A 21,520-nucleotide genomic window follows, 5' to 3' on the forward strand; every position below is an offset into this window, starting at 1 on the left:
ATCAGGGCTTTATTTGGAGGCCTCAAGCGGAATCGAACCGCTGTAAACGGATTTGCAATCCGGTGCATAGCCACTCTGCCATGAGGCCAACGTACTGCGCGTCAGGAACGTAGCCCTGACAAGACAAAACCCCAAGATGGGGCCTGTCGGAACATGGAGCGGGAAACGAGACTCGAACTCGCGACCTCAACCTTGGCAAGGTTGCGCTCTACCAACTGAGCTATTCCCGCGTAAGCCGACATGCTACCCGAAATCGGGAAAACACACCAGCGATTTCACCTTTCTGACTGCGCGTAAAGCCTTGTGGCCCAACGTGCCCCACCTTGCCGCGGCGGGAGAAAAACAAGGCCCCTACCGGGGCCCTGTAGAATCTGGAGCGGGAAACGAGACTCGAACTCGCGACCTCAACCTTGGCAAGGTTGCGCTCTACCAACTGAGCTATTCCCGCAGATTCCGTTCGACCTGCGTCGAAGGAGCGCCATTGTGTCCAAATTCCTTCACGCCGTCAACAGTCTTCACATCATGCGGTCACGGGCGTCCGCGCTGGGGTACGCTGCCCCGCCCGACCCCGTTCGCCCATGCTCCTTCGCGGCACGCCCCTGTTGATCGCCCTGCTGCTGCACCTGCTGGTGGCGTTGCTGTATTGGGTACTGATTCCGCTGGGGATGGATGGGTATCGTGACCATTTCGGCTTTACGTCACATCGTGACATCGGCCTGGGCGTCGCCCAGTTCCATATGTTCTGGATGTTCATTGGCGCCCAGCCGCTGATCGCAGTGCTGCGGCCACTGTTCGCCAAGCTGCTCGTGCTGGCCATTCCCTTGGCATTCGCAACCTGGACGCTGATGCACAACCATCCGCTGCGCCTGCTGTACTTCACGGTCGGGCCGGGGTTGCTGGCACTGGCTGCAATCATCGGCAGCCGGCGGCTCTCGTCGCGCAGCCGTCCGCGATCCCTCACGGATACCGAAGATGCCTAGACGCCATGTCCGTATGTTCTGGCTGCTGGTCGCGCTGACCTGGCTGGCGTTGATCGCAGCACTGGTCAACGCCGGCTTCACTCCGGACTACTGGCTGCTGCACCGCTTGGAAGGTGCAGAGATCCCGTACCCGACCAGCACCGTCATCGTGTTCGCGCTGCTGGGAACGGTCGAGCTGGTGGTGGCCGCCTTGATCGTGCGGCCCTGGAGACTGAAACGGCTATGGCTGCGACTGCTGATCGCCTTCGCCCTGCTGCTGGCGTGGTCGGTGCCGTGGATGCTGTCGGCGATGCACCAGCCACCGGTGCAAGGCATGCATCTGCTGTGGTTGCTGTTGCTGGATGTGGGCCTGCTGCTGGCGCTGTGCCTGGTGTCGGCGGTGAGCGCGTGGCGGGCGCTCAGGCGTCGACAGCGTCCATAGGCGGCCCCACCACAACGCCAGGCCTACTTCCGGAACTCCACCCGCACGTGCTGGCCGAAGCGCGCCTTGGCCTCGCCATCGAACTCCAGCACGCATTCAACCACCTTGGCCACGCCACGCCCTGCATCTTCTGGCAGGCGTGCCTGAGCGAACACCGGGCTGATGCGCACCACGCGTGCAGACGGCAGCGTGGCGGTGTTCTCGGCGCCATCGCTGTCCGGCACCACGGTGGCGTGCATGCCTACCTGCACGGCGTCGGCATAGGCGGCGCTGAGTTCGGCACGCACCTGCAGCGGGCGCGCCGGCAACAGCGAGATCGCCGGCTTGCCGGCCTGCACGAAAGCACCGACGCCCGGCACCTGGCCGACCACCGTACCCGCTTCCGGCGCGCTCAACGACATCTGCTGCAGTTTCAGCTTCGCGTGCTCCAGCTTGTGCTGCGCCATATCGACCTGCGCACCGGCCACGTCGACATCGGCACGCACACCGGCCAGCTGCTGCTTGGCCGCATCGGCCTGCTGGTTCGAGGACACGCCTTCGCTGGCGCCCGTGGACAGGCGGGTGGCGTTGCGCTCCAGTTCGCGCAGCTGCGCCTGGGTGCCCTTCAGGCGGTCATTGGCCAGGGCCAGATCGGCGGTGGCCATTGCCACCTCCTGCTGCAGCAGGGCGCCATCCAGCGACAGCAGCAGCTGCCCCTGCTTCACCGTGGCGCCCTCCTTCACCGGCGCGGCGGTGATCGAGCCATCCACCGGCGGCGCCAGTGCAATCAGGCCACCCTCGACATCGATGATGCCGCGCGCCACTGCAACCTTGCCGGCGGCAGCAGTGCCCGCCTTGCCTGAGGGTGCCGATGCGGGGGCGGGCGCTTCTCTGGAACATGCACCGAGCAGCAATGCCGCCGACAGGGCCAGGCTGAGGGGAAGCAGGTGCGACGTCTTGGTCATGGGGCGGACTCTACAGTTTCGTTCTGGCGACGGTCATCACGGACCATGCCGTCTTCCATGGCGATCACCCGATCGGCATGCCGGATCAGGCGCGGATCGTGGCTCACACACAGCACGGTGGCGCCATGCGCGCGTGCGTAGCGATGCAGGATGTCGATCACGCGCTGGCCGTTCTCGGCATCCAGCGCGCTGGTGGGTTCATCGGCGAAGATCAGCGTCGGCGACTTGGCAAACGCACGGGCAACCGCCACGCGCTGCTTCTCACCACCGGACAGCTGCGCCGGGCGCATGTGGCTGCGATGGCTGAGGCCGACCTCCTCCAGCGCCTTGCGGGCCAGGGGCTCACTTTCACGATTGCGCATGCCGCGGTAACCCAGTGGCAGCTGCACCTGCTCCAGTGCGGTCAGTGCCGGGAACAGGTTGAAGCCCTGGAACACGAAACCGACATGGTGCAGGCGGAAGCGCTCCACCTCGCTGCGACTCATGTGGCCCACATCCTGGCCGAGCGCATGCACGCGCCCACCATCGGGTGCGGACAGGCCGGACAGCAGCGACAGCAGCGTGCTCTTGCCGCAACCGGAAGGGCCGGATACCAGGGTCAGCTCGCCGGGATAGATGTCCAGCGACAGGCCACGCAGCACCGGCACCTGCACATCGCCGGACATGAAGCCCTTTTCCAGTGCGTCGGCCTGCAGGGTCGGGGCGACGGCGCGTGTAGAAGTCATCGGCCGGTCCTCAACGCAGCAGCAACGATGGATCGGAGCGGACGACACTGCGTACCGCCATGATGCTCGACAGCATGGCCATCACTGCAACCAGCGCCACGCAGCCAAGGATCACCATCGGCGTCAGCTGTACCGGCACGCGCTGGGACTGCGCGATCAACAGCACAACGGTGCTGAACGCTGCGGCCAGCAGCATGCCCATGCCACCGATCAGCAGGGCCTGCTCGAACACCACCCGCGCCAGCGCATAGCGACCCGCACCGAGTGCATTGAGCGTAGCGTACTCGCGCACCGATCCGGCCACCACCGACGCGAACGACTGGTTGGTGATCACCGCGCCAACGAAGCAGACGATGACGGCCATGAACAACACGGCGATACCTGCGCCGGTATCGAACAGCCAGTACTGCTGCGAGCGGCTGGCAAATTCCGGTGCGGTCCAGAACTCGACCAGTGTGGCCTGGCCCATCGACGCCGCAAGGCGGTCACGCACGCCATCGGCCAGCTCCGGTGAGCGCAGGCCCGCCACGAAATAGGTGCTGCCCTCGTGCGGATCGGTACCGGCGATGGCGCGCGCGGTATCCAGCGAGGCCAGCACGTTGACGCCACCCAGGCCACGCAGTCCCGGCTGCGCGGCAACCACACGCACGGCCTTGCCGTTGATCCAGGCGCGGTTGTTCTGCAGGTCCACGCCCAGCGTATCCAGGTCGGCGCTGTCGACGATCACGGCACCCGGTTCGCGCAGCTGTGCACGCACACCGGCCGGCAGGATGCGCGCGAACATCATCGCGTCGTCGCGGGTGGAAATGCCGGACAGGTACACCGACACATTGCCGGTGCCCTGCGCGCTGGAACGCCACTCGCCATCCACCCACTCGTAGGGTTCGACGCGGGTGACATCCGGATCCATGCGCAGGTGGCTTTCAACATCCGCGCTGATCGCATGCCCATAGTTGACGCTCTGGGTGCCGGGGAACCCGGCCCAGATATCGGCCGTGGATGCCTTCACGTAGATCGCGGCGGTGCCGAAGATGCCCAGCACCAGCGCCGCCTGCACGATCAGCAGCACGCCGGCAAAACACATCGCCAGCACCACCGGCAGGAACCGACGCCACTCATAGGCCAGGGTCTTGCGGGCCAGCGCGATCATTTCGACGCGTCCTCGGTCCGGGCCGGCAACGGTGCGCCGCCAAGCGCGCGGTACAGCGACGCAAACGCCAGCACGCGTGCGCCTTGCGCACCGATCAGATCAGCCTGCGAGGCCAGCGCGGCACGCTGCGCGTCCAGCCCATCGAATTCGCTGGACAGGCCCAGCTGCACCTGCCGCGCCTGGCGCGTGACCTGCTGCCCAGCAGCATCATTGGCCGCACGCAGCGACTGGATGCTGCTGTCCAGGCGCGCCAGGCTACCCAGCGCGCCTTCCACTTCACTCACACCCTCCAGCACCGCCTTGCGGTAGCCGAGCAGCGCGGCATCGAGCTGCTTTTCATCCGCATGGAAGCGCGCGCGGCGCTGGCCCCAATCCCACAGCGGGATGTCGACGTACGGGCCGATCGACGGGCTGGAATCGGAATTGGAGCGCGCGTTCTGGGTGAGGTTGTACGCGTACAGGATGGAGCCGCCGAGGCTGATCCGCGGGTACATCGCCGCGCGCGCCGAGCCCTTGCTGGCCGCGGCCTGCATCACCTCCGATTCGGCCAGCAGGATCTGCGGGCGATGGCGCAGCAGATCCGCGGGAACCTGCTGCAGCGAGAACGTGCCCAGCTTCGGCGGCGTGCGGTACGCGCGCCAGGCCGGGTCCGGGCCATCGCGGCCCAGCAGCAGGGCCAGCGCGCGGGCCGCATTGTCGGCGTTTTCCCGAGCCTGCGCGATGGCAGCGCGGGTCGCGGCCTGGCGCGCGCGCAGGCGGTCAAGTTCGCCCGGCTCATCCAGGCGCAGGCGCTGGCGGACCAGGACCAGGTGTTCACCGCGGTCATCCACCGTCTGCTGGCGGGCCAGCAGGTCCTGCTGGGCCTGTGCCACGGTCAGGTCCAGATAGCTGCGCACCACGTCGGCAATCACCGCCACCTGTGCGGCGTTGCGTAGCGCCTCGGCGTTGCCGGCCGAGGCCTGCGCGCTCAGCTGCGCGCTCTCGGCGGCGCCGAACAGCCCCAGATCCCAGATCGCTTCAATGCCCGCATGGAAATAGGTATCGACGGCGGCGGCGTCCTGCACCTGCTTGGCGCTGGCCGAGATCTCCGGCAGGAAGCGCGAGTCGGAGGTACCAGCGACGATGCGTACGGCCTGCAGGCGAAGGGTTGCCTGCTGCAGATCGAGGTTGCCTGCAATGGCCTGGTCGACCAGGCCGTCCAGCGCCGGGTCGGCCAGCACCTTCCACCACTGCTTCGCGTCGACGGCCCCCCCCTGCCCCTGCGGCACCTGGGTCCAGGCGCTGGGGGTACGGTCAGGAAGGTCCGGGACCGGCACCGACATGCAACCGACCAGCGCCAGGCTGGCGAGCAACGCGCCCGGGCGCAGCACCGCTTGCAGGGAGAGTCCGCGCCCGGCCCCGGGCACCGCGACTGAAGGAATACGCCTGACCACCAGCCCGCCAACGTGTAGAAGGAGCATGAAGGCTACCGTGCGATTGTGGAGCGAACATGGAGAAATGGTCCGAAAACGGTCACAACACGCGTGCGGTTCAGGCAACGATGGCGTTGGCCTTTCGCCAGCCTTTCACGACGTGCGACACACGCAACGCTGGACGGACTTCACGGCGATTGACGGCTGCAGCGACTCTCTCCCCAACCCACGTGCCTGCGGATGTCCCCACAACCGCCGCACGTCGCCATTCTGATTGCGACATCTGAAACCGGTATGACGGACTACTCCTATCACGACGGCCATGAAGAGGCCGCGGCGCGCCACGGGCGCCTGTCGCAGCCGGGCGCGTATCAAACGAAAAACGCCCCCTTGCGGGAGCGTTTTTCTTGAATCTGGAGCGGGAAACGAGACTCGAACTCGCGACCTCAACCTTGGCAAGGTTGCGCTCTACCAACTGAGCTATTCCCGCTTGGGAGGCGGCATTCTACCGGATTCACATCGGAGGTCAAGCATGGATCGCGAAGATCCGATGCCATCGATGAACCGCCACTTCATCACCGATGAGAGAATGAAAAACGCTCTCTTGCGAGAGCGTTCTTCTTGAATCTGGAGCGGGAAACGAGACTCGAACTCGCGACCTCAACCTTGGCAAGGTTGCGCTCTACCAACTGAGCTATTCCCGCTTGGGAGGCGAAATTCTACCTGTTCTGGGAATGGCGTCAAGCGCTTTTTTCAGGGTGTGCAAGGCACATTGCACCGTGCATCCACGCCATGCGTGGATAGCGCATCGATGGGGTCAGAGCCCAGGCTCAGTTGCCCAGCTTCTTCTGCCGCGCACGCTCGCGCGCCGCGCGCTCGTCGTCGCGCAGGCTCGGCCAGGCGGCGTGCAGGTACTGCAGGCCCGACCAAAGGGTCAGCACCGCGGCAATGGCCAGGGTCCAGTCGCCGATATGGAACACCGGCCAGCCCATCCAGATGTCTTCCACCCGCACGTTCGGGGCCACCGAGTACAGCAGGCACAGCAGCGCGACCATCTGCGCGGTGGTCTTGATCTTGCCGATCATTGCCACTCGCACCTTGGCGCGCTGGCCCAGCTCGGCCATCCATTCGCGCAGCGCCGACACCGCGATCTCGCGACCGACAATGACGGCCGCCCAGAACGCCATCCACGGCGTCGGGTGGCCCTGCACGATCAGGAACAGCGCCACTGCCACCATCAGCTTGTCCGCGACCGGGTCGAGGAAGGCACCGAAGGCCGACTCCAGCTGGTAGCGGCGGGCGATCCAGCCATCGAGCCAGTCGGTGATCGCGGCCAGGCCGAAGATCGCCGCCGAAGCGAAGTTGGTCCAGGTGTAGGGCAGGTAGAACACCAGCACCAGCACCGGGATCATCACGATCCGCAACAACGTCAGCCAGGTGGGCAGGGTCAACTTCATGCTTGCGTGTTTCTCTCTCTACTCGGCCGCATCAGGCGTGGCCAACCCGTGCAGGTTAGCGTAGATGCGTGCCGCAAGGGCGTCATTGATGCCTTCCACCTTGGCGATTTCCGCTTCGCCGGCCGCTTTCAGGCCGACCAGGCCGCCGAAATGCTTGAGCAGGCTGGCGCGGCGGCGGGGGCCGATGCCGGGGATGTCCTCCAGCTTGCTGGTCATCCGCGCCTTCTGGCGACGGCCGCGGTGGCCGGTGATGGCGAAGCGGTGTGCCTCGTCGCGCACCTGCTGGATGAACTGCAGCGCCGGATTGGCTGCGCCCGGGCGCAGCTCACGACCATCGGGCATCACCAGCGCTTCGTGGCCGGCACGGCGTTCCACGCCCTTGGCCACGCCCACCAGCAGCACGCCTTCCACGCCCAGGTCGGCCAGTGCGGCGTGGGCCTGCGCCAACTGGCCAGCTCCACCGTCGATCAGCAGCACATCCGGCAGCACGCCCTGCTCTTCCACCGCACGACGGAAGCGACGGTCGATGGCCTGGCGCATGGCGGCATAGTCATCGCCCGGCTCGATGCCACTGATGTTGAAGCGGCGGTACTGCGCGCGCACCGGCCCGGCGGCGTCGAACACCACGCACGAGGCCACGGTCGCCTCGCCCAGGGTGTGGCTGATGTCGAAGCATTCCACGCGCTTGACCGGCTCGGCCAGGCCCAGCATGTCACGCAGCGCATCGCTGCGCGCGTGCTGAGCATTACGGCTGTTGAGTTCGGTGGCCAGGGTCAGCTGCGCGTTGCGGCTGGCCAGTTCCACGTAGCCGGCACGCTCGCCGCGTACGTTCCACTTCAGCTGTACCTTGCGTTCGGCCGAGGCGGACAGCGCGGCGACCAGCAGGTCGGCATCGGGAATCTCGCGGTCCAGCAGGATCTCGCGCGGCGGCTCGAATTCGATGTAGTACTGCGAGACGAACGCCGCCAGCACTTCTTCCGGGCTTTCCTCGCCATTGGTGCGCGGGAAGAACGGACGGGTGCCGAGGTTGCGGCCATCACGGAAGGCCAGCAGCAGCACGCACGCCTGCGAGCCCTGCATGGCCACCGACAGCACGTCCAGATCGGCGGCGCGGCCGTCCACGTATTGGCGGGTCTGCATGCTGCGCAGCGAGGAAATCAGATCGCGCAGGCGCGCGGCCTGTTCGAACTCCAGCGCCTCGCTGGCGACCTGCATCTGCTCGCCCAGCTCGCGGGTCAGCTCGTCACTCTTGCCTTCCAGGAACAGCGCGGCGCGGCGCACCGATTCAGCGTACTCCGCAGGCGCCACCAGCTCCACGCAGGGCGCGCTGCAGCGGCCGATCTGGTATTGCAGGCACGGCCGCGAGCGGTTGCGGAACACGCTGTCCTCGCAGCTGCGCAGCTTGAACAGCTTGTGCATCAGGTTCAGCGTTTCGCGCACCGCAGTGACGCCGGGATACGGCCCGAAATAGCGCCCGGGAATGGCGCGCGGGCCGCGATGCAGGGCGATGCGAGGCCAGTCCTCGCGGGTCAGCAGCACATGCGGGTAGGTCTTGTCGTCGCGCAGCGAGACGTTGTAGCGCGGCGACAACGACTTGATCAGCTGGTTTTCCAGCAGCAGCGCCTCGGCCTCCGAGCGCGTCACGGTCACGTCCATGCGCGTGATCTGCGAGATCATCGACATGATCCGCGCATTCTTCGGGCTGCCGTTGAAGTAGCTGCCGACACGGTTGCGCAGCGCACGCGCCTTGCCCACGTACAGCAGGGTATCGTCGGCGGCGTACATGCGGTACACGCCGGGGGCGGTGCTGAGCTGGGCCGCGAAGGCCTTGCCGTCGAAGGCCGGGGCGGGAACGTCGGTCATTCGCTGATCGGTACTTCGCTGAGCACGCCGCTTTCAGGATCGAAACGCAGCACGGCGTGGGCGTCGGTCTCGGCGATCCACACCGCGCCTGCGCCCACCGTCACGCCGGCCGGGCCATGCAGGCGACGCGGCAGCGGCTGCGTGGTCAGTTCGCCGCCGCCCAGGCGCAACGTGCGCAGGCGGCCATTGCCGGTGTCGGCGATCCACAGCAGCGGCGCGTCCGGACTGAGGGCAATGGCCTGCGGGAACTGCAGGCTGGCCTGCGCACGCGGGCCATCGTCATTGCCGAAACGCCAGGGCCCCTGCCCGACCAGGGTCTGTACCAGATCACCACGCAGTTGCAGCGCGCGGATCGAGGACCCGAGCGCGTCGGCCACGTACAGCACCTGTTGCACCACCGCCAGCGCGGTCGGCTGGGCAAACGCCGCCAGGTGGCCGCTGCCGTCGCGTTCGTCGATGCTGCCGCTGCCCGCGCGCCATTGCAGGCTGCGCTGGCCCAGGTGATAGCTCCAGATGCGGTTGTCAGCGGCCATGGCGATGTGCAGCTGGTTGTCGGCAATGGCCAGGCCGACCGGATGGTCCAGCGAGACCTGCCGCGCCTGCGCAACGGGTCCCTCCACCGGCGCGCCAGGGCGGCCATTGCCGCACAGCGTGTCGACGATGCCGGTGAGCAGGTTGATGCGGCGCACGGCATGGTTGCCGGTATCGGCCACGTACAGCGCGTCGCGCTCCAGCACGAGCGCCTGCGGGCGGTGGAACGCCGCTTCGGCCAGGTTGCCGTCCATGAAATCGGCCGTCCCCAACCCGAACTGGCGCAGGATGCGGCCACCATGGCTGCATTCGAGGATGCGGTGATGGCCACTGTCGGCGATGTACAGGCGTTCGGTGCTGACCGCCAAGCCCAGCGGAAAACGCAGGGCCTGGCGCGGTTCCGGGTGCAGCTCGGCACCGCCGCGCGGCGGTGCCGACCGGGCGCCCTCGCACAGCGCGTTCAAGGCGCGCTCCAGTTCACCCGCAGCGCCTTGCCCGACCAGGCGCTGCTGTTCGCGCCCCTGCGCATCCAGCAGGACCATGGTCGGCCAGGCAGTGATGCCGAAGCGGCGCCAGCCATCCCAGTCGGCATCCAGCAGCACAGGCATCGACAGGCCCTGGCGGCGCAGCAGTTTCAGTGCCGCGCTGGCGTCACGCTCGAAGTCGAAGCGCGGCACCTGCAGCACCAAGGGCTGCAGCTTGCCGGGGTGGCGCGACAGCCATTGGCCGAATTCGGCCAGGCGCTGCGCGCTCCAGGCGGAGGCGGCGTTGACGAACAACAGCGCCACCGGCCGACCGCGCAGTTCGGTCAGGGTGCAGGGGGCGGCATTGAGCCAGGTGGCGAACTCGGGCAGGTCCGGGACGGGCTGGACGTTCATGACCCGATTATGCCGGAGTCGACGTCATGCAACAGTCGTGCCACGGCACGTTCTGCAGCATCGTCGACCAGCGTCCAGACCTGCTCGAAGTGATCGCTGCCGCCGGTGTAGGGATCCGGGATAGCCACTGGTCCCCGCCCGCCGGACCACGGCAGGTACAGTGCCAGGCGTTCGCGTTGGGCAGGCGTGGCCAAGCGACCGGCATCGCGCAGGTTGGCCTGGTCGGCGCACAGCACCCAGTCGAACCGGTCGAAATCAGCGGCCTGCAGCTGGCGCGCACGCAGGCCGCCGATGTCCACGCCATGCCCGGCAGCGCAGGCGATCGCACGCCGGTCCGGCGGCTCGCCGACATGCCAGTCGCCGGTGCCGGCCGAATCCACCTGCACCCGCCCCGCCAGCGGCGAAGCCTCCAGGCGTGCGCGCAGCGCACCTTCGGCCATCGGCGAGCGGCAGATGTTGCCGAGGCAGACGACCAGCAGCTTCATCGCGCGGCCATCGCCTGCAGCAGCGTTTCGGCACGCTCTAGATCCTCGGGCGTGTCGATACCCGGCGGGAACGGCTCCGGCGAGATCGCCACGCTGATCGGGTAACCCGCCTCCAGCACACGCAGCTGCTCCAGCGATTCAACCTGCTCCAGCTGGCCTGGGGGCATCGCCGCGAACTGCTGCAGGAAACCGGCGCGGTAGCCGTAGATGCCGATATGGCGCAGCCAGGCATGCCCTTCCGGCAGCGTGTCGCGGCTGCGCGCGAAGCCATCGCGGTGCCATGCGATCGGTGCACGGCTGAAGTACATCGCCTCGTTGCGTGCGTTGCGTACCAGCTTCACTACGTTCGGGTCGAACAGGGTGTGCGCGTCCTCGACGGTCGTGGCCAAGGTTGACATCGGCGCACTGCCGTCGACCAGCGCCTCGGCCACCGCGCGGATGCCCGCGGCCGGCGCAAACGGCTCATCGCCCTGCAGGTTGACCACCACGGTGTCGTCGGCCCAGCCGGCGATGCGCGCGCACTCGGCAAGGCGGTCAGTGCCGGACGCGTGCGAGGTCGCCGTCATCGCCACCTTCACCTCGGCCATGCCGGCCAACGTGTCGGCAATGCGCTGGTCGTCGGTGGCCACCCACACCTCGCGGGCACCGGCCTGCAGCGCGCGACGCGCCACGTGCAGCACCAGCGGCTCGCCGCCCAGCGGGCGCAGCGGCTTGCCCGGCAGCCGCGAGGCGGCATAGCGGGCCGGGATGGCGACGACGAATTCGGTCATGGGGCGGTACTCGGCAGGCTCGTTGCAACAGGAATGCGGCCGGCGGCAGGTGAATGCAAGCGCCACCGCGCGACTCAGTTCGGTCTCAGCTTGTCCAGGCGATCGGTCAGCGCCACCCAGAACGCGGCGGGCAGCTCGGCGCGCAACGGAACGGCGTAGTGCCAGTCGTTGCCGAACGAACGGCATTTCACCGCATCCTTTTCGGTCATCAGCACCGGCAGCTGGCTGCCGAAGGACAGATCCTGGGGCTGGTAGGCCTGGTGGTCAGCGAAGGCATGCGGCACCACGCCGATGCCACGCTGGCGCAGCATGTCGAAGAAGCGCTGCGGGTGTGCGATGCCGGCCACCGCATGCACCCGCTGGCCCTTGAAGTACGACAGCGGGCGCGCACGGCCACCGGCCAGCGGCTGCGCACTGTCGATATGCAGGGCCATCGGCCACTGGCCGAATCCACAGGCCTGGGCCGCGGTCTCCTCGTCGGCCTGGCCCAGATTAACCACGCGGAAATCGCATTCGCTGGCGCGGCTGACGGGTTCGCGCAGCGGGCCTGCCGGAATCATGCGGCCGTTGCCGTAGCGACGCTGCGCATCGACCACTTCGATCTCGATGTCGCGCGCCAGCCGGTAGTGCTGCAGGCCGTCGTCGCAGACGATCACATCGCAGCCCGCCTCGATCAGCGCCTTGCCGGCGGCCACGCGGTCAGCGTCCACGCGCACCGGCACGGCGGTCTTCCAGGCGATCAGCACCGGCTCGTCACCGCCCTTGGCGGTCGGCGTGTCGGCCTGTACCCACAAGGGCTTGTCGGCGTCCTCGCGGCCATAGCCGCGGCTGGCCACGCCCGGCTTCCAGCCGGCCGCGCGCAGGCGCTCGACCAGAGCGATGGTCAGCGGTGTCTTGCCGGTGCCGCCGGCAGTGATGTTGCCGACCACGATGACCGGCACTGGCAGCGTGTGGCGCTTGCGCCAGCCTCGCCCATAGGCGCGCCGGCGCAGCGCGGTGACACCGGCGTACAGCGGCGCCAGCAGGCGCATTGCCCACGGAACCGGGCTGCCGTCGTACCAGTACGGCGGGGTCTGGGTACCCTTGCCAGCCATCAGTCCTGCCTTTCGCGGAACTGCATGCTGTGCAGATGCTGGTACAGGCCGCCCATGGCAAGCAGTTCCTTGTGGGTGCCGCGTTCGACGATGCGGCCGTGGTCCATCACCAGCACCTGGTCGGCGTGTTCGATGGTGGACAGGCGGTGCGCGATGACCAGCGTGGTGCGATCGGGCATCAAGCGCTGCAGCGCATCCTGTACCAGCCGCTCGGATTCGTTGTCCAGCGCGGCGGTGGCTTCGTCCAGGATCAGGATCGGCGCATCACGCAGGATCGCGCGCGCAATCGCCAGGCGCTGGCGCTGGCCGCCGGACAGCAGCGCGCCGTTTTCGCCGACCGGCGTCTGCAGCTGCTGCGGCATGCGTGCGATGAACTCCCAGGCGTTGGCGGCTTCGGCCGCGGCACGGATCTGTTCATCACTTGCCTCCATGCCATAGGCGATGTTCGCGGCGATGGTGTCGTCGAACAGCATCACCTTCTGCCCGACGATTGCCACCTGCCGGCGCAGGTCGGCCAACGGATAGTCATCCAGCGCCACGCCATCAAGGGTGATGACACCGCCACTGGGCTCGTAGAAACGCGGCACCAGCCGGATCAGGCTGGTCTTGCCGCTGCCGGAGCGGCCAACGATGGCGGTCACCGTGCCCGGTCTGGCAACGAAACTGATGTCGTCCAGAGCGATGCCGCTGTCCTCGCGGTAGCGCAGCATGACGTGGTCGAACGCCAGTTCGCCCCGCACGCGCTGCACTGTCGTGCGGCCTTCGTCGCGCTCCACCGGCATGTCGAGGATGCCGAACAGGCGCTCGGCGGCAGCGACGCCGCGCGAGATCGAGGTCTGCACGCTGGTCAGGCGCCGCAGCGAGGGAATGATGGCCATCATCGAGGTCATCAGGCCCATGAACTGACCAGCATTGAGGCGCCCGGCCAGCGCTTCGCGGGTCGACACCCAGACGATCACCGCCAGCGCCAGTGCGGCCAGGAACTGCACCACGCTGGAGGCGGCGGCGCGGGTGACCTCGACCTTCATGTTCAGCGCCAGCATGCGGTTGGCCAGCCGCGAGTAGCGCGAGATTTCATGCTGCTGGGTGCCGTGCACCTTCACTTCCTGCTGCGCGGCCAACGACTGCTCGGCCGTCTGCGCCATCGTGCCCATGCCATCCTGGATGCCACGGCTGATCCGGCGGTAGCGCTTGCCCACGTAGGACACGATGCCACCGATCAGCGGCACCACCAGCAGCATCGCCAGAGTGACCTTGACACTCATCTGCAGCATCACCGCCAGCATCGCGATGATGGTCAGGGTATCGGCCACCACGGTCTTGAGCGCATCGGCGCTGGCCTGGGTGACCTGTTCGGTATCGAAGTTCAGGCGGCTGACCATCACCGGCGTCGCTTCGGTATCGAAGTGCGACGACGGCAGGTGCAGGTACTTCTGCAGCACCTGTTCGCGCAGGTCGCGCACGACGCTGCGGCCGGTCTTGGCCAGCGTGTAGTCGCTCACCCATGTGGCGACGCTGCGCATCAGGAACAGGCCGAGGATGGTCAGCGGCAGCACCACGGCCGCGCGCGGCTGCGGGTCGACGAAACCTTCGTTGACCAGCGGCTCCATCAGCTTGGTGAAGTGATAGCCCGCCAGCGCTTCGACCACCATGGCGATGACCGCACCCACCATGAACACCCAGTAGGTGCGGGTGTAGCCCAGCAGACGTTTGTAGATCGGCCACACCGGCGCGTGATGGGAACTCATGGACGCACCTCTGGCGCAGTTGCAATGGCGATACGGCGGAAACCGAGCTGACCGAGCGCATCCTGCGCGGTCACCACGGCCTGGTAGGGAGTGCGTGCGTCGGCGCGCAGCAGCACGGGCTGGCTGCGGTCACTGCCGGCGACGGCGGCGATGGTCTGCTTGACCGACTCGACGTCGCTGCGGAGCACTTCCTGGTCATTGATGAAGTAGCTCCCCTCGGCGTTGATCAGCACGCTGAGCGAACGCGGTGGCTCGTTGGTCTGCTGCTGGCTGGCGGTCGGCAGCTGCACCTGCAGCGTCGAACGCGCGTCGAAGGTGGTGGTGACCACGAAGAAGATGATCAGCACCAGGATGACGTCGATCAGCGGCACCAGGTCGATATGCGGCTCATCCTGGGATCGGTCGTTGCCGATACGCATCGATCAGGCCTTCGCCGCGGCGGCGCCGGCCTGGCGCGCGGCCGGGGCCGTGTTCATCACCCCGGGGCGGCCGTCGAGCGTATCCAGCAGGGCGCCGGCTTCCTGTTCCATTTCCACCACATAACCGTGAATGCGGCCCTTGAAGTAGCGATGGAACATCAGCGCCGGGATCGCCACGATCATGCCGGTGGCGGTGCAGACCAGCGCCTTGCCGATGCCACCGGCCAGCTGGTTCACGTCGCCCACGCCGTGGTCGAGGATGCCCAGGAACATCTGGATCATGCCGATGACCGTGCCCAGCAGGCCCAGCAGCGGGCCGGCCGAGGCAATGGTGCCCAGTGCGTTCAGGAAACGCTCCATGCGGTGCACCAGGTGGCGGCCGGTGTCTTCAATGCGCTCGCGGATCTGGTCGCGCGGGCGGTTGCGGGCTTCCAGTGCGGCAGCCAGCAGCGCACCCAGCGGCGAGTTCGCCCGCAGGGTCTGCAGGTGGGCCGGGTCGAGCTTGCCGCGCGCGGCCCAGTTGCGCACTTCCTGGCCGAGGCCGGGCGGCAGCACCTCGTTGCGTCGCAGGGACCAGAAACGCTCCAGGATGATCGCCAAAGCCAGTACGCCCAACAGCAGCAGCGGCACCATCGGCCAGCCACCGGCCTTGACCAGTTCCCACACGTTTCAACCCTCCGGCCCAACGGCCGCTTGTTCGATCGGCGATAGGATAGCAGCCGACCGCCCCCGCCCAGCGGCATCCCACCACCGGGATGCATGGATGCGCTGTTCACGCAGCTGCAGGCCTTGTGCACCAAGCCATACGCGGATCGCCCCGGCGTCGGCCGTGGCCAGCACTTCGGCCCCTTGCGCCTGCCAGCGCTGGACCACCTCCGGGCGCGGGTGGCCGAAGCGGTTCCCGTGCCCGGCCGAGACCACCGCCAGCCGCGGTGCCACCGCCGCCACCCAGGGCGCGCTGGAGCTGCCGCCACTGCCATGGTGCGGCACCAGCACCACATCGGCCTTCAGCGCCTGTGGATGCGTCTGCAGCAGCGTCCGCTCGGCCGGGCCGCCGATATCGCCGGGCAACAGCACGACACCGTGGCGGCTGGCAATGCGCAACACGCAGCTATCCTCGTTTTCGGCCTGCCGGCTGCCCGGCGCCGGGTGCAGTACCTGGAAATCGACCCCGTCCCATTGCCAGCGCATGCCCTGCTGGCAGGGTGCGGCCCCGGCGATGGCGCTGCCGGGCGGGGCCAGCAGCTGCAGGTCCGGCAGTTGACGGCGCAGGCCGTGCAGGCTGCCGGTGTGATCCAGGTGGTCATGGCTGAGCATCGCCTGCTGCGGTGGCCCCTGGCCGAGCGCACGCAACGCCGGAATCAGGATCCGCTCGTTGCCGTCGCCACCGGTCGGCGGCCCAACGTCGTACCACAGCGCGTGCCGGGCCGTGCGCACCAGCACCGCCGCACCCTGGCCGACATCGTGCACCAGCAGCTCCAGCTCGCCCTCGGCGGGGGCATGCCGGGCCGGCCACAGCAGTGGCAGGCACAGCAGCAGGCCCGCGAGACCGCCGCCGGCGCCACGCGGCAGCAGCCACCAGAACACCCCCAGCACGGCCACCGGTACCGCCCAGCGCGGCGCCTCGGCCAGCCACCACATGGCCTGCGGATGCAGCGCCAACGGCTGCAGGGCCTTCCAGCTGAGCTCGAACAGCCAGGCCGCGGTGCGCCACGCCCAACGCCCCGCGCCGTCATGCAGCATGTGCAGGCCGGTGCCGAGCAGCGACAGCGGTACCACCAGCATCGTCCACCAGGGGATGATCGGCAGATTGACCAGCGGCCCCAGCCGCGCGGTTCCGCCGAACAGGGCGATGCACAGCGGCAACAGGCCGAGACTGGCGACACCCTGCGCGGCAAGGAAACCACGCACCCCGCCGCCGACGCCCTCCGGGCCTGTCCTCGGCAGGCACCAGAGCAGCCACAGCACACCGCCAAAGCTCAGCCAGAATCCGGCCGAGAGCACAGACAGCGGTGCCGGCAACAGCATCACCATCGCGGCCAACGCCAGCCCCTGACCTGCGCCGACCGGGCGCCGCCCGGCCCTGGCCAGTGCGACCAGCCCGATCATCAGCGCCGCACGCACCGTTGGCAGTGCACCTCCGGCGGCCACGGCATAGGCGGCCGCGGCCAGCGCCGCTCCCCACGCGGCCGCCTGCGGTCGTGGCCAGCAACGCCCCAGCAGTGGGCACAACCACCACAACGCACGACACAGCAGCACGCCGAAGCCCGCGACCACGCCCACGTGGAAACCGGAGATGGCGACCAGATGGGTCAGGCCCAATGCGCGCAGATGTTCCCAGTCGGTATCGGACAAGCCACGGGTGTCACCCAGCGCCAGCGCCTGCACGAACCGTGCGGCAGGATGTGCCACCTGCACGGCGATCGCGGCACTGCTGCGCTCCCGCCAGGCCTGCAGGCCCTCCGCGGGCAGCCGTTCGCGCGCAGTTGCCGGATCCCGCACCGTGCCGTTGCCGGAGATGGCGCGCAGCACGGCGTGGCGCTCGCCATCGAAGCCGCCCGGGTTGATCCGTGATCGCGGTGCGCGCACGCGCAACGACAGTTCCCAGTGCGCCCCCGCGCGAACCGCATGGCGTCCCGCGCCGGGGCCATGCTGCGGTGGGCCGCGCCAGGGGTCGTTCCAGGTGACCTGCAGGCGCTTGCCGCGCAGCGCTGGCAACGCGTCGGCTTCTTCCACGTGCAGGACGAAACGCGTGTAGCCGGGCCCACGCTGCGGAAGATCGGCGACCTGCCCCCGCACCTGCACATCCTGCGGCGGCGCGCCGGGCGCAAGCTGGCCGTGCAGGGCCCAATGCCCGTGCAGTGTGGCCCATGCCAGGCCGAGCAGGCTTGCGGCCCACGCGCGGCCGCGCCAGCGCAGCAGCCAGCCGCTGGCGCCGGCGACCGCCATCGGCACGCTCAGCCACAACGGCAGCAACATCGGCATCTGCACGCAGGCCAGCGCCCCGAGCACCAGGCCGGCGGCGCAGCCAAAACCGAACAGGGCCGGGGCGGAGCGATCGGGAACCATTCCCCCAGCCTGCCGCTGGAGGTGGCAGGCTGACTATCGGGCCTTTCCCCGTGTGCCTGTCAGCGCCGTACGGTACCGCGGTGGAAATTGACTCTGAAGCTGGCGCCGCCGCCGGCCGCTTCACCGACGCTGACCGAACCACCGTGGTGCTGCACGATTTCCTTTACCAGGTGCAGGCCCAGGCCGCTGCCACTACCGGCGGCGCGCAGACGATGGAACGGTTCGAAGATCGCCTCACGGTCGCCGACCGGAATACCCGCGCCCTGATCGCTGACCTCCAGCAGGCCGCGTGCATCCAGGCGCACGCAGATGATGCCGCGCCCGCCACCATGGACGATGGCGTTGTGCACCAGGTTGGCGATCACCCGCCCCAGCGCGAGGCTGTCGCCATGGATCCACACGGGCGACTCCGGCGCATCCACCTCGAAGCCATAACCGGCGCCGACCACCAGCGGCGCCAGATCGGCGGCCGCCTCGCGCACCAGCAACGCCAGGTCCAGCCGCTGCAGCGCGCCGACATTGCGGTCGAGCCGCTGCAGGTCGAGCAGGTGCTCGGCCACGTTGCCGAGGCGGGCGACATCGGTCAACAACTGCGATTTCAGTTCACCCTGCGGCAGCTGCGACAGGCGCGCCTGCACCACCGCGATCGGTACGCGCAGCTCATGCGCGGCATCGGCGAGAAACTTGTCGCGCGCTGCATAGCCCTGCTGCACCTTGTCGATCGCATCGTTGAACGCTTCCACCAGCGGCGCGACCTCGGTCGACACCAGTTGTGCATCCAGGCGCGCGCCCGGCTGGCCGATATCCAGCTCCTTGGCCTGCTGCGCGGAGCGTCGCACGCCGCGCATCGCGCGATGGATCACCGTCGGCATCACCAGCAGCGTGACTACGATCAGCGGCAGGAAGAACCACGGGCCGATCAGGCGCAGCACCATCAGCGCGCCATCCAGCAACCCGCCCTTTGGAGCACCGCCAACCATCACCGTGATGCGACGGCCCTCTTCGTTGCGGATCATCACCCGCGCCACATCCAGGTACGGCGGCACCAGCGAACCGAGCTCGGTCGCGCCCAGCGTCGGCAACCGCGCCAGCAGCGGCGCATGGATCGCGGGAATCGTGCCGCGCTCCAGCCAGCCCCCCTTGTCGTCGACCGCCGCGAACCAGAGGTTGCCGCCTGCGCTGGCATCGAGCTTTTCCCAGCGCGCCTGGTCCAGCACCAGCCGGCCACCTTCGCTGTGCACCGCCTTGGCCACTGCCTCGGCCATGAACATGTCCATGCCCCAGGTGTCCTTGTCACCCCAGGTCAGGATCAGCGCGACCACCGCGAACAGCACGGTGAAGGCCTGTGCAAGGAACAGGCGCCAGGCCAGGCCCAGCGTTATGGAGCGGATCGGACGTGCCATCTCAGGCCTCCGCCAGCAGGTAGCCGACGCCGCGGATCACATGGATCTCCACGCCAGCCCCGGCCTGTTGCAGCGCCTTGCGCAGCTTGGAGATATGCGCGTCCAGTGCATTGGACTGGATCTCGTCATCGAAGCCGTACACGGCCGCCTCCAGCGCGCTGCGGGTGACGGTGCGTCCCTGCCGCATCGCCAGCGCCTGCAGCACCAGTACCTGCCGGCGCGGCAGCGCCAACGGCTGGCCGTCAACCTGTGCCTGCAGCGATTCGAAATCGAACTCCAGCCGGCCCAGATGCAGGCGTGGCGTCACCATCGCCGAGGGCCGCCGCGACACCGCGCGGATGCGCGCCATCAGTTCCTCGATCGCCACCGGCTTGACCAGATAGTCATCGGCGCCCACGTCCAGCCCCTCGACCTTGTCCGACAGCGTGCCCTTGGCGGTCAGCATGATCACCGCCAGGTTCGGCCGCAACGCGCGCGCAGTGGCCACGAAGCCAGCACCATCGCCATCAGGCAACTGCCGGTCCAGCAACATCAGCTGGTGCACCGGTTCGCGCAGCGCGATGGCCGCTTCGGCCAGGCTGCCGACCACATCGGCGACCACACCCTGCCGCTCCAGTCCCGACTGCAGTGCACGGGACAGATCAGGATCGTCTTCGACCAGGAGGATGCGCATCGGGGGCTCGGCTACCGGAAACGGTGCCGATCATAGTGCCTCGCGCCCGGTTTTTCCGCTTCGGACTGCCGGATGCGCAGGCGCAATGTTCTGACAATGTTGCCCCGCCATCATGCGCAGCCATCCCCCCGCGTAGTCGCTGATCGATGCCGTCACTGTCCCCGACCCTGCTGTGTCCGCTGCTGTTCTCCGCCGCCCTCGGCCTGCCGATGATCGCGCAGGCGGCCTACCGCAGCCCGGGCGTACAGGCTGGCATCAGCGCTGGCGCAACTTCGGGCGCGTACGCGCACTACGACGTCAAGCCGCTGGTGGTTCCGTCCATCGCCTGGCAGGGCCAGCGCTTCTTCGCAAGCCCAGGCTCGCTGGGCATGTACCTGTACAGGGGCCAGGGCCTGCGTCTTTCGGCGGCGCTCACGCCCTACACGCTGCGCTTCAAGACCGACGATGTGAACGATCCGCAGCTGCGCCGCCTGCATAGCCGGCAGATGTCGGCCATGGCCGGCATCAACGGCGAATACGGCGCCGACTGGGGCATCGTCGAAGCCGATGTGATGCGCGAGATCACCGGCCACGGCGGCGGCATCGAATCACGCCTGCACTACAGCTATCCGATCCAGGCAGGCCGCTTCACCTGGGTCCCCAAGGTCGGCGTCGTGCACTCCAGCGCACGCCTGCTGGATTACTACTACGGCATCAGCGATGAGGAAGCGCTGCGCTCCGGGCTGGCGGCCTACCGTCCGGGCAGCACGACATCGCCGAGCCTGCAGATCGCCGTCAGCACGCCACTTGGCACGAAGTGGCGCGCGACCGGCGTGGTCGCCAACCAGTGGTTCGGCGATGCAGTGAAGGACAGCCCGATGGCACGACGCGGCACACAATCGTCGGCCTTCGTTTCCCTGATGCGCTCGTTCTGAGCGAGCGCCCGCTACGGACAAGGACCCCCATGGCCTCCGTCTCCCCCACCGCCGAAGCACACGCGATCCTGCGTGCTCCCGACCTGGAAAGCGCCGAGCGCGCCTACCTGGGCCTGATGCCTGACCTGGAACACGTGAATGCACTGGCGCGTCGCGCCGTGGGACTCTCGCGCGTTGCCGACGCGGCACGTGGCTACGCCCTGTCGATGACGCTGGTCGGGTTGCGCCTGCAGGAGCTGGAAATGGGCGAAGCCTCAGCAAAGGAACATCGCCAGGCCACGCTGCGCAGCCTGCGCCAGGCTTTCAACGCCTGAGCGCAGTCGGCAACGCTGCCCGTGGCCGAGGCTGCCGGGCAGCGCAATGGCTCAGCGGAGCGTGGTCCAGGCCAGAACAGCGGACAACAGGGCGACCCAGATCACCGCCTTGAACGTACCTTCCAGCATGTTGCCGCCAAACAGCAGTTCAAAGAACGGATTGGGCCTGGAAACCGGCACATGATCGCTCATCGGTGAAAGATCCTGGTGATGGGTGGAGGGCATGCACGCATGCCTGCGCGCGCACCACTCTAGTACAGGTGCGCCGTC

Annotated in this window: 22 protein-coding genes and 5 tRNA genes; 5 read left to right on the plus strand and 22 right to left on the minus strand. The window is 68.0% G+C overall.

The window, feature by feature from the left end; genetic code table 11:
- Positions 1 to 14: 14 nt before the first annotated feature.
- The 3 genes from AC5P8Z_RS01970 to AC5P8Z_RS01980 form a co-directional block, all read right to left on the minus strand.
- A tRNA-Cys gene (locus tag AC5P8Z_RS01970) sits at positions 15 to 88 on the minus strand.
- A gap of 66 nt (positions 89 to 154) precedes the next feature.
- Positions 155 to 230: transfer RNA gene (locus AC5P8Z_RS01975), tRNA-Gly, on the minus strand.
- Between the two features lie 142 nt (positions 231 to 372).
- Positions 373 to 448 (minus strand) — tRNA-Gly (locus AC5P8Z_RS01980).
- Between the two features lie 130 nt (positions 449 to 578).
- Between AC5P8Z_RS01980 and AC5P8Z_RS01985 the strand changes: the two genes are divergently transcribed.
- Together AC5P8Z_RS01985 and AC5P8Z_RS01990 are read left to right on the plus strand one after the other, a co-directional pair.
- Entirely contained in the window at positions 579 to 980 is a 402-nt protein-coding gene (locus tag AC5P8Z_RS01985) for a hypothetical protein (protein ID WP_495227939.1), read from the plus strand.
- A complete protein-coding gene (locus tag AC5P8Z_RS01990) occupies positions 973 to 1,401 on the plus strand; it encodes a hypothetical protein (protein WP_495227940.1) in 429 nt (142 codons plus the stop codon). Before AC5P8Z_RS01985 ends, AC5P8Z_RS01990 begins: the two co-directional genes overlap by 8 nt.
- 23 nt (positions 1,402 to 1,424) lie before the next feature.
- Here the strand turns inward: AC5P8Z_RS01990 and AC5P8Z_RS01995 are convergent, their stop codons facing one another.
- Genes AC5P8Z_RS01995 through AC5P8Z_RS02010 form a run of 4 tightly spaced genes read right to left on the minus strand, consistent with a single transcriptional unit; the run spans position 1,425 to position 5,680 of the window.
- Entirely contained in the window at positions 1,425 to 2,345 is a 921-nt protein-coding gene (locus AC5P8Z_RS01995) for an HlyD family secretion protein (RefSeq protein WP_295565726.1), read from the minus strand.
- Positions 2,342 to 3,070: an ABC transporter ATP-binding protein gene (locus AC5P8Z_RS02000; RefSeq protein WP_142807664.1), complete on the minus strand. Its 729-nt coding sequence runs from the start codon at positions 3,068 to 3,070 to the stop codon at positions 2,342 to 2,344. Before AC5P8Z_RS02000 ends, AC5P8Z_RS01995 begins: the two co-directional genes overlap by 4 nt.
- A gap of 10 nt (positions 3,071 to 3,080) precedes the next feature.
- A complete protein-coding gene (locus AC5P8Z_RS02005; protein ID WP_495227943.1) occupies positions 3,081 to 4,220 on the minus strand; it encodes an ABC transporter permease in 1,140 nt (379 codons plus the stop codon).
- Positions 4,217 to 5,680, minus strand: coding sequence for an efflux transporter outer membrane subunit (locus AC5P8Z_RS02010; protein ID WP_295565724.1), 1,464 nt, complete (start codon positions 5,678 to 5,680; stop codon positions 4,217 to 4,219). The genes AC5P8Z_RS02005 and AC5P8Z_RS02010 overlap by 4 nt, the downstream gene beginning before the upstream one ends.
- 192 nt (positions 5,681 to 5,872) lie before the next feature.
- Between AC5P8Z_RS02010 and AC5P8Z_RS02015 the strand changes: the two genes are divergently transcribed.
- A complete protein-coding gene (locus AC5P8Z_RS02015) occupies positions 5,873 to 6,043 on the plus strand; it encodes a hypothetical protein (RefSeq protein ID WP_286071549.1) in 171 nt (56 codons plus the stop codon).
- A 3-nt stretch (positions 6,044 to 6,046) separates the two neighbouring features.
- Here AC5P8Z_RS02015 and AC5P8Z_RS02020 read toward each other — a convergent pair.
- The 14 genes from AC5P8Z_RS02020 to AC5P8Z_RS02085 all read right to left on the minus strand — a co-directional run bounded on the left by AC5P8Z_RS02020 (position 6,047) and on the right by AC5P8Z_RS02085 (position 20,022).
- A tRNA-Gly gene (locus AC5P8Z_RS02020) sits at positions 6,047 to 6,122 on the minus strand.
- A gap of 138 nt (positions 6,123 to 6,260) precedes the next feature.
- Positions 6,261 to 6,336 (minus strand) — tRNA-Gly (locus AC5P8Z_RS02025).
- A 126-nt stretch (positions 6,337 to 6,462) separates the two neighbouring features.
- Positions 6,463 to 7,089: a CDP-diacylglycerol--glycerol-3-phosphate 3-phosphatidyltransferase gene (pgsA, locus tag AC5P8Z_RS02030; RefSeq protein ID WP_495227945.1), complete on the minus strand. Its 627-nt coding sequence runs from the start codon at positions 7,087 to 7,089 to the stop codon at positions 6,463 to 6,465.
- A gap of 18 nt (positions 7,090 to 7,107) precedes the next feature.
- The gene (gene uvrC / locus AC5P8Z_RS02035; protein WP_295565723.1) at positions 7,108 to 8,952 is read right to left on the minus strand and encodes an excinuclease ABC subunit UvrC; all 1,845 of its coding nucleotides are present in this window, start codon (positions 8,950 to 8,952) and stop codon (positions 7,108 to 7,110) included.
- Positions 8,949 to 10,361: a hypothetical protein gene (locus AC5P8Z_RS02040; protein ID WP_495227946.1), complete on the minus strand. Its 1,413-nt coding sequence runs from the start codon at positions 10,359 to 10,361 to the stop codon at positions 8,949 to 8,951. Before AC5P8Z_RS02040 ends, uvrC begins: the two co-directional genes overlap by 4 nt.
- Complete coding sequence (locus tag AC5P8Z_RS02045) at positions 10,358 to 10,846, minus strand: low molecular weight protein-tyrosine-phosphatase (RefSeq protein WP_295565721.1); 489 nt, start codon at positions 10,844 to 10,846, stop codon at positions 10,358 to 10,360. Before AC5P8Z_RS02045 ends, AC5P8Z_RS02040 begins: the two co-directional genes overlap by 4 nt.
- Entirely contained in the window at positions 10,843 to 11,616 is a 774-nt protein-coding gene (gene kdsB, locus AC5P8Z_RS02050; RefSeq protein ID WP_286071545.1) for a 3-deoxy-manno-octulosonate cytidylyltransferase, read from the minus strand. Before kdsB ends, AC5P8Z_RS02045 begins: the two co-directional genes overlap by 4 nt.
- A 74-nt stretch (positions 11,617 to 11,690) precedes the next feature.
- Complete coding sequence (lpxK, locus tag AC5P8Z_RS02055; RefSeq protein WP_495227948.1) at positions 11,691 to 12,710, minus strand: tetraacyldisaccharide 4'-kinase; 1,020 nt, start codon at positions 12,708 to 12,710, stop codon at positions 11,691 to 11,693.
- Entirely contained in the window at positions 12,710 to 14,458 is a 1,749-nt protein-coding gene (gene msbA, locus AC5P8Z_RS02060) for a lipid A export permease/ATP-binding protein MsbA (RefSeq protein ID WP_286071543.1), read from the minus strand. Before msbA ends, lpxK begins: the two co-directional genes overlap by 1 nt.
- Positions 14,455 to 14,877 (minus strand): ExbD/TolR family protein, encoded by a 423-nt coding sequence (locus AC5P8Z_RS02065; protein ID WP_495227950.1) that lies wholly within the window; start codon positions 14,875 to 14,877, stop codon positions 14,455 to 14,457. The genes msbA and AC5P8Z_RS02065 overlap by 4 nt, the downstream gene beginning before the upstream one ends.
- A 3-nt stretch (positions 14,878 to 14,880) precedes the next feature.
- Positions 14,881 to 15,543: a MotA/TolQ/ExbB proton channel family protein gene (locus tag AC5P8Z_RS02070; protein ID WP_286071541.1), complete on the minus strand. Its 663-nt coding sequence runs from the start codon at positions 15,541 to 15,543 to the stop codon at positions 14,881 to 14,883.
- Between the two features lie 3 nt (positions 15,544 to 15,546).
- Complete coding sequence (locus tag AC5P8Z_RS02075; RefSeq protein WP_286071540.1) at positions 15,547 to 17,946, minus strand: DNA internalization-related competence protein ComEC/Rec2; 2,400 nt, start codon at positions 17,944 to 17,946, stop codon at positions 15,547 to 15,549.
- A 59-nt stretch (positions 17,947 to 18,005) separates the two neighbouring features.
- Positions 18,006 to 19,349 carry a sensor histidine kinase gene (locus AC5P8Z_RS02080; protein WP_286071539.1) on the minus strand — a complete coding sequence of 448 codons (1,344 nt, stop codon included), beginning with the start codon at positions 19,347 to 19,349 and terminating at the stop codon, positions 18,006 to 18,008.
- Between the two features lies 1 nt (position 19,350).
- Complete coding sequence (locus AC5P8Z_RS02085) at positions 19,351 to 20,022, minus strand: response regulator transcription factor (protein WP_286071538.1); 672 nt, start codon at positions 20,020 to 20,022, stop codon at positions 19,351 to 19,353.
- A 146-nt stretch (positions 20,023 to 20,168) separates the two neighbouring features.
- Between AC5P8Z_RS02085 and AC5P8Z_RS02090 the strand changes: the two genes are divergently transcribed.
- Both AC5P8Z_RS02090 and AC5P8Z_RS02095 read left to right on the plus strand, forming a co-directional pair.
- A complete protein-coding gene (locus AC5P8Z_RS02090; RefSeq protein ID WP_286071537.1) occupies positions 20,169 to 20,936 on the plus strand; it encodes a MipA/OmpV family protein in 768 nt (255 codons plus the stop codon).
- Between the two features lie 29 nt (positions 20,937 to 20,965).
- Positions 20,966 to 21,250 carry a hypothetical protein gene (locus AC5P8Z_RS02095; RefSeq protein WP_286071536.1) on the plus strand — a complete coding sequence of 95 codons (285 nt, stop codon included), beginning with the start codon at positions 20,966 to 20,968 and terminating at the stop codon, positions 21,248 to 21,250.
- Positions 21,251 to 21,301: 51 nt separating this feature from the next.
- On the opposite strand, the gene AC5P8Z_RS02100 is transcribed toward AC5P8Z_RS02095, so the two are convergent.
- On the minus strand, positions 21,302 to 21,475 hold the full coding sequence (locus AC5P8Z_RS02100; protein ID WP_286071535.1) for a hypothetical protein: 174 nt from the start codon (positions 21,473 to 21,475) through the stop codon (positions 21,302 to 21,304).
- Between the last annotated feature and the right edge of the window lie 45 nt (positions 21,476 to 21,520).

The organism is Stenotrophomonas sp. YJH_SMC_17, from assembly GCF_059371655.1.

Bases quoted from the DNA above. Each gene is read 5' to 3' on its own strand.
- AC5P8Z_RS02080 (WP_286071539.1), bottom strand. From the start codon at position 19,349: ATGGCACGTCCGATCCGCTCCATAACGCTGGGCCTGGCCTGGCGCCTG.
- AC5P8Z_RS02085 (WP_286071538.1), bottom strand. From the start codon at position 20,022: ATGCGCATCCTCCTGGTCGAAGACGATCCTGATCTGTCCCGTGCACTG.
- AC5P8Z_RS02075 (WP_286071540.1), bottom strand. From the start codon at position 17,946: ATGGTTCCCGATCGCTCCGCCCCGGCCCTGTTCGGTTTTGGCTGCGCC.
- AC5P8Z_RS02015 (WP_286071549.1), top strand. From the start codon at position 5,873: ATGTCCCCACAACCGCCGCACGTCGCCATTCTGATTGCGACATCTGAA.
- AC5P8Z_RS02005 (WP_495227943.1), bottom strand. From the start codon at position 4,220: ATGATCGCGCTGGCCCGCAAGACCCTGGCCTATGAGTGGCGTCGGTTC.
- AC5P8Z_RS02090 (WP_286071537.1), top strand. From the start codon at position 20,169: ATGCCGTCACTGTCCCCGACCCTGCTGTGTCCGCTGCTGTTCTCCGCC.
- pgsA (WP_495227945.1), bottom strand. From the start codon at position 7,089: ATGAAGTTGACCCTGCCCACCTGGCTGACGTTGTTGCGGATCGTGATG.
- kdsB (WP_286071545.1), bottom strand. From the start codon at position 11,616: ATGACCGAATTCGTCGTCGCCATCCCGGCCCGCTATGCCGCCTCGCGG.
- AC5P8Z_RS01995 (WP_295565726.1), bottom strand. From the start codon at position 2,345: ATGACCAAGACGTCGCACCTGCTTCCCCTCAGCCTGGCCCTGTCGGCG.
- AC5P8Z_RS02065 (WP_495227950.1), bottom strand. From the start codon at position 14,877: ATGCGTATCGGCAACGACCGATCCCAGGATGAGCCGCATATCGACCTG.
- AC5P8Z_RS01990 (WP_495227940.1), top strand. From the start codon at position 973: ATGCCTAGACGCCATGTCCGTATGTTCTGGCTGCTGGTCGCGCTGACC.
- AC5P8Z_RS01985 (WP_495227939.1), top strand. From the start codon at position 579: ATGCTCCTTCGCGGCACGCCCCTGTTGATCGCCCTGCTGCTGCACCTG.
- uvrC (WP_295565723.1), bottom strand. From the start codon at position 8,952: ATGACCGACGTTCCCGCCCCGGCCTTCGACGGCAAGGCCTTCGCGGCC.
- AC5P8Z_RS02095 (WP_286071536.1), top strand. From the start codon at position 20,966: ATGGCCTCCGTCTCCCCCACCGCCGAAGCACACGCGATCCTGCGTGCT.
- lpxK (WP_495227948.1), bottom strand. From the start codon at position 12,710: ATGGCTGGCAAGGGTACCCAGACCCCGCCGTACTGGTACGACGGCAGC.
- AC5P8Z_RS02100 (WP_286071535.1), bottom strand. From the start codon at position 21,475: ATGCCCTCCACCCATCACCAGGATCTTTCACCGATGAGCGATCATGTG.
- AC5P8Z_RS02040 (WP_495227946.1), bottom strand. From the start codon at position 10,361: ATGAACGTCCAGCCCGTCCCGGACCTGCCCGAGTTCGCCACCTGGCTC.
- AC5P8Z_RS02045 (WP_295565721.1), bottom strand. From the start codon at position 10,846: ATGAAGCTGCTGGTCGTCTGCCTCGGCAACATCTGCCGCTCGCCGATG.
- AC5P8Z_RS02010 (WP_295565724.1), bottom strand. From the start codon at position 5,680: ATGCTCCTTCTACACGTTGGCGGGCTGGTGGTCAGGCGTATTCCTTCA.
- msbA (WP_286071543.1), bottom strand. From the start codon at position 14,458: ATGAGTTCCCATCACGCGCCGGTGTGGCCGATCTACAAACGTCTGCTG.
- AC5P8Z_RS02000 (WP_142807664.1), bottom strand. From the start codon at position 3,070: ATGACTTCTACACGCGCCGTCGCCCCGACCCTGCAGGCCGACGCACTG.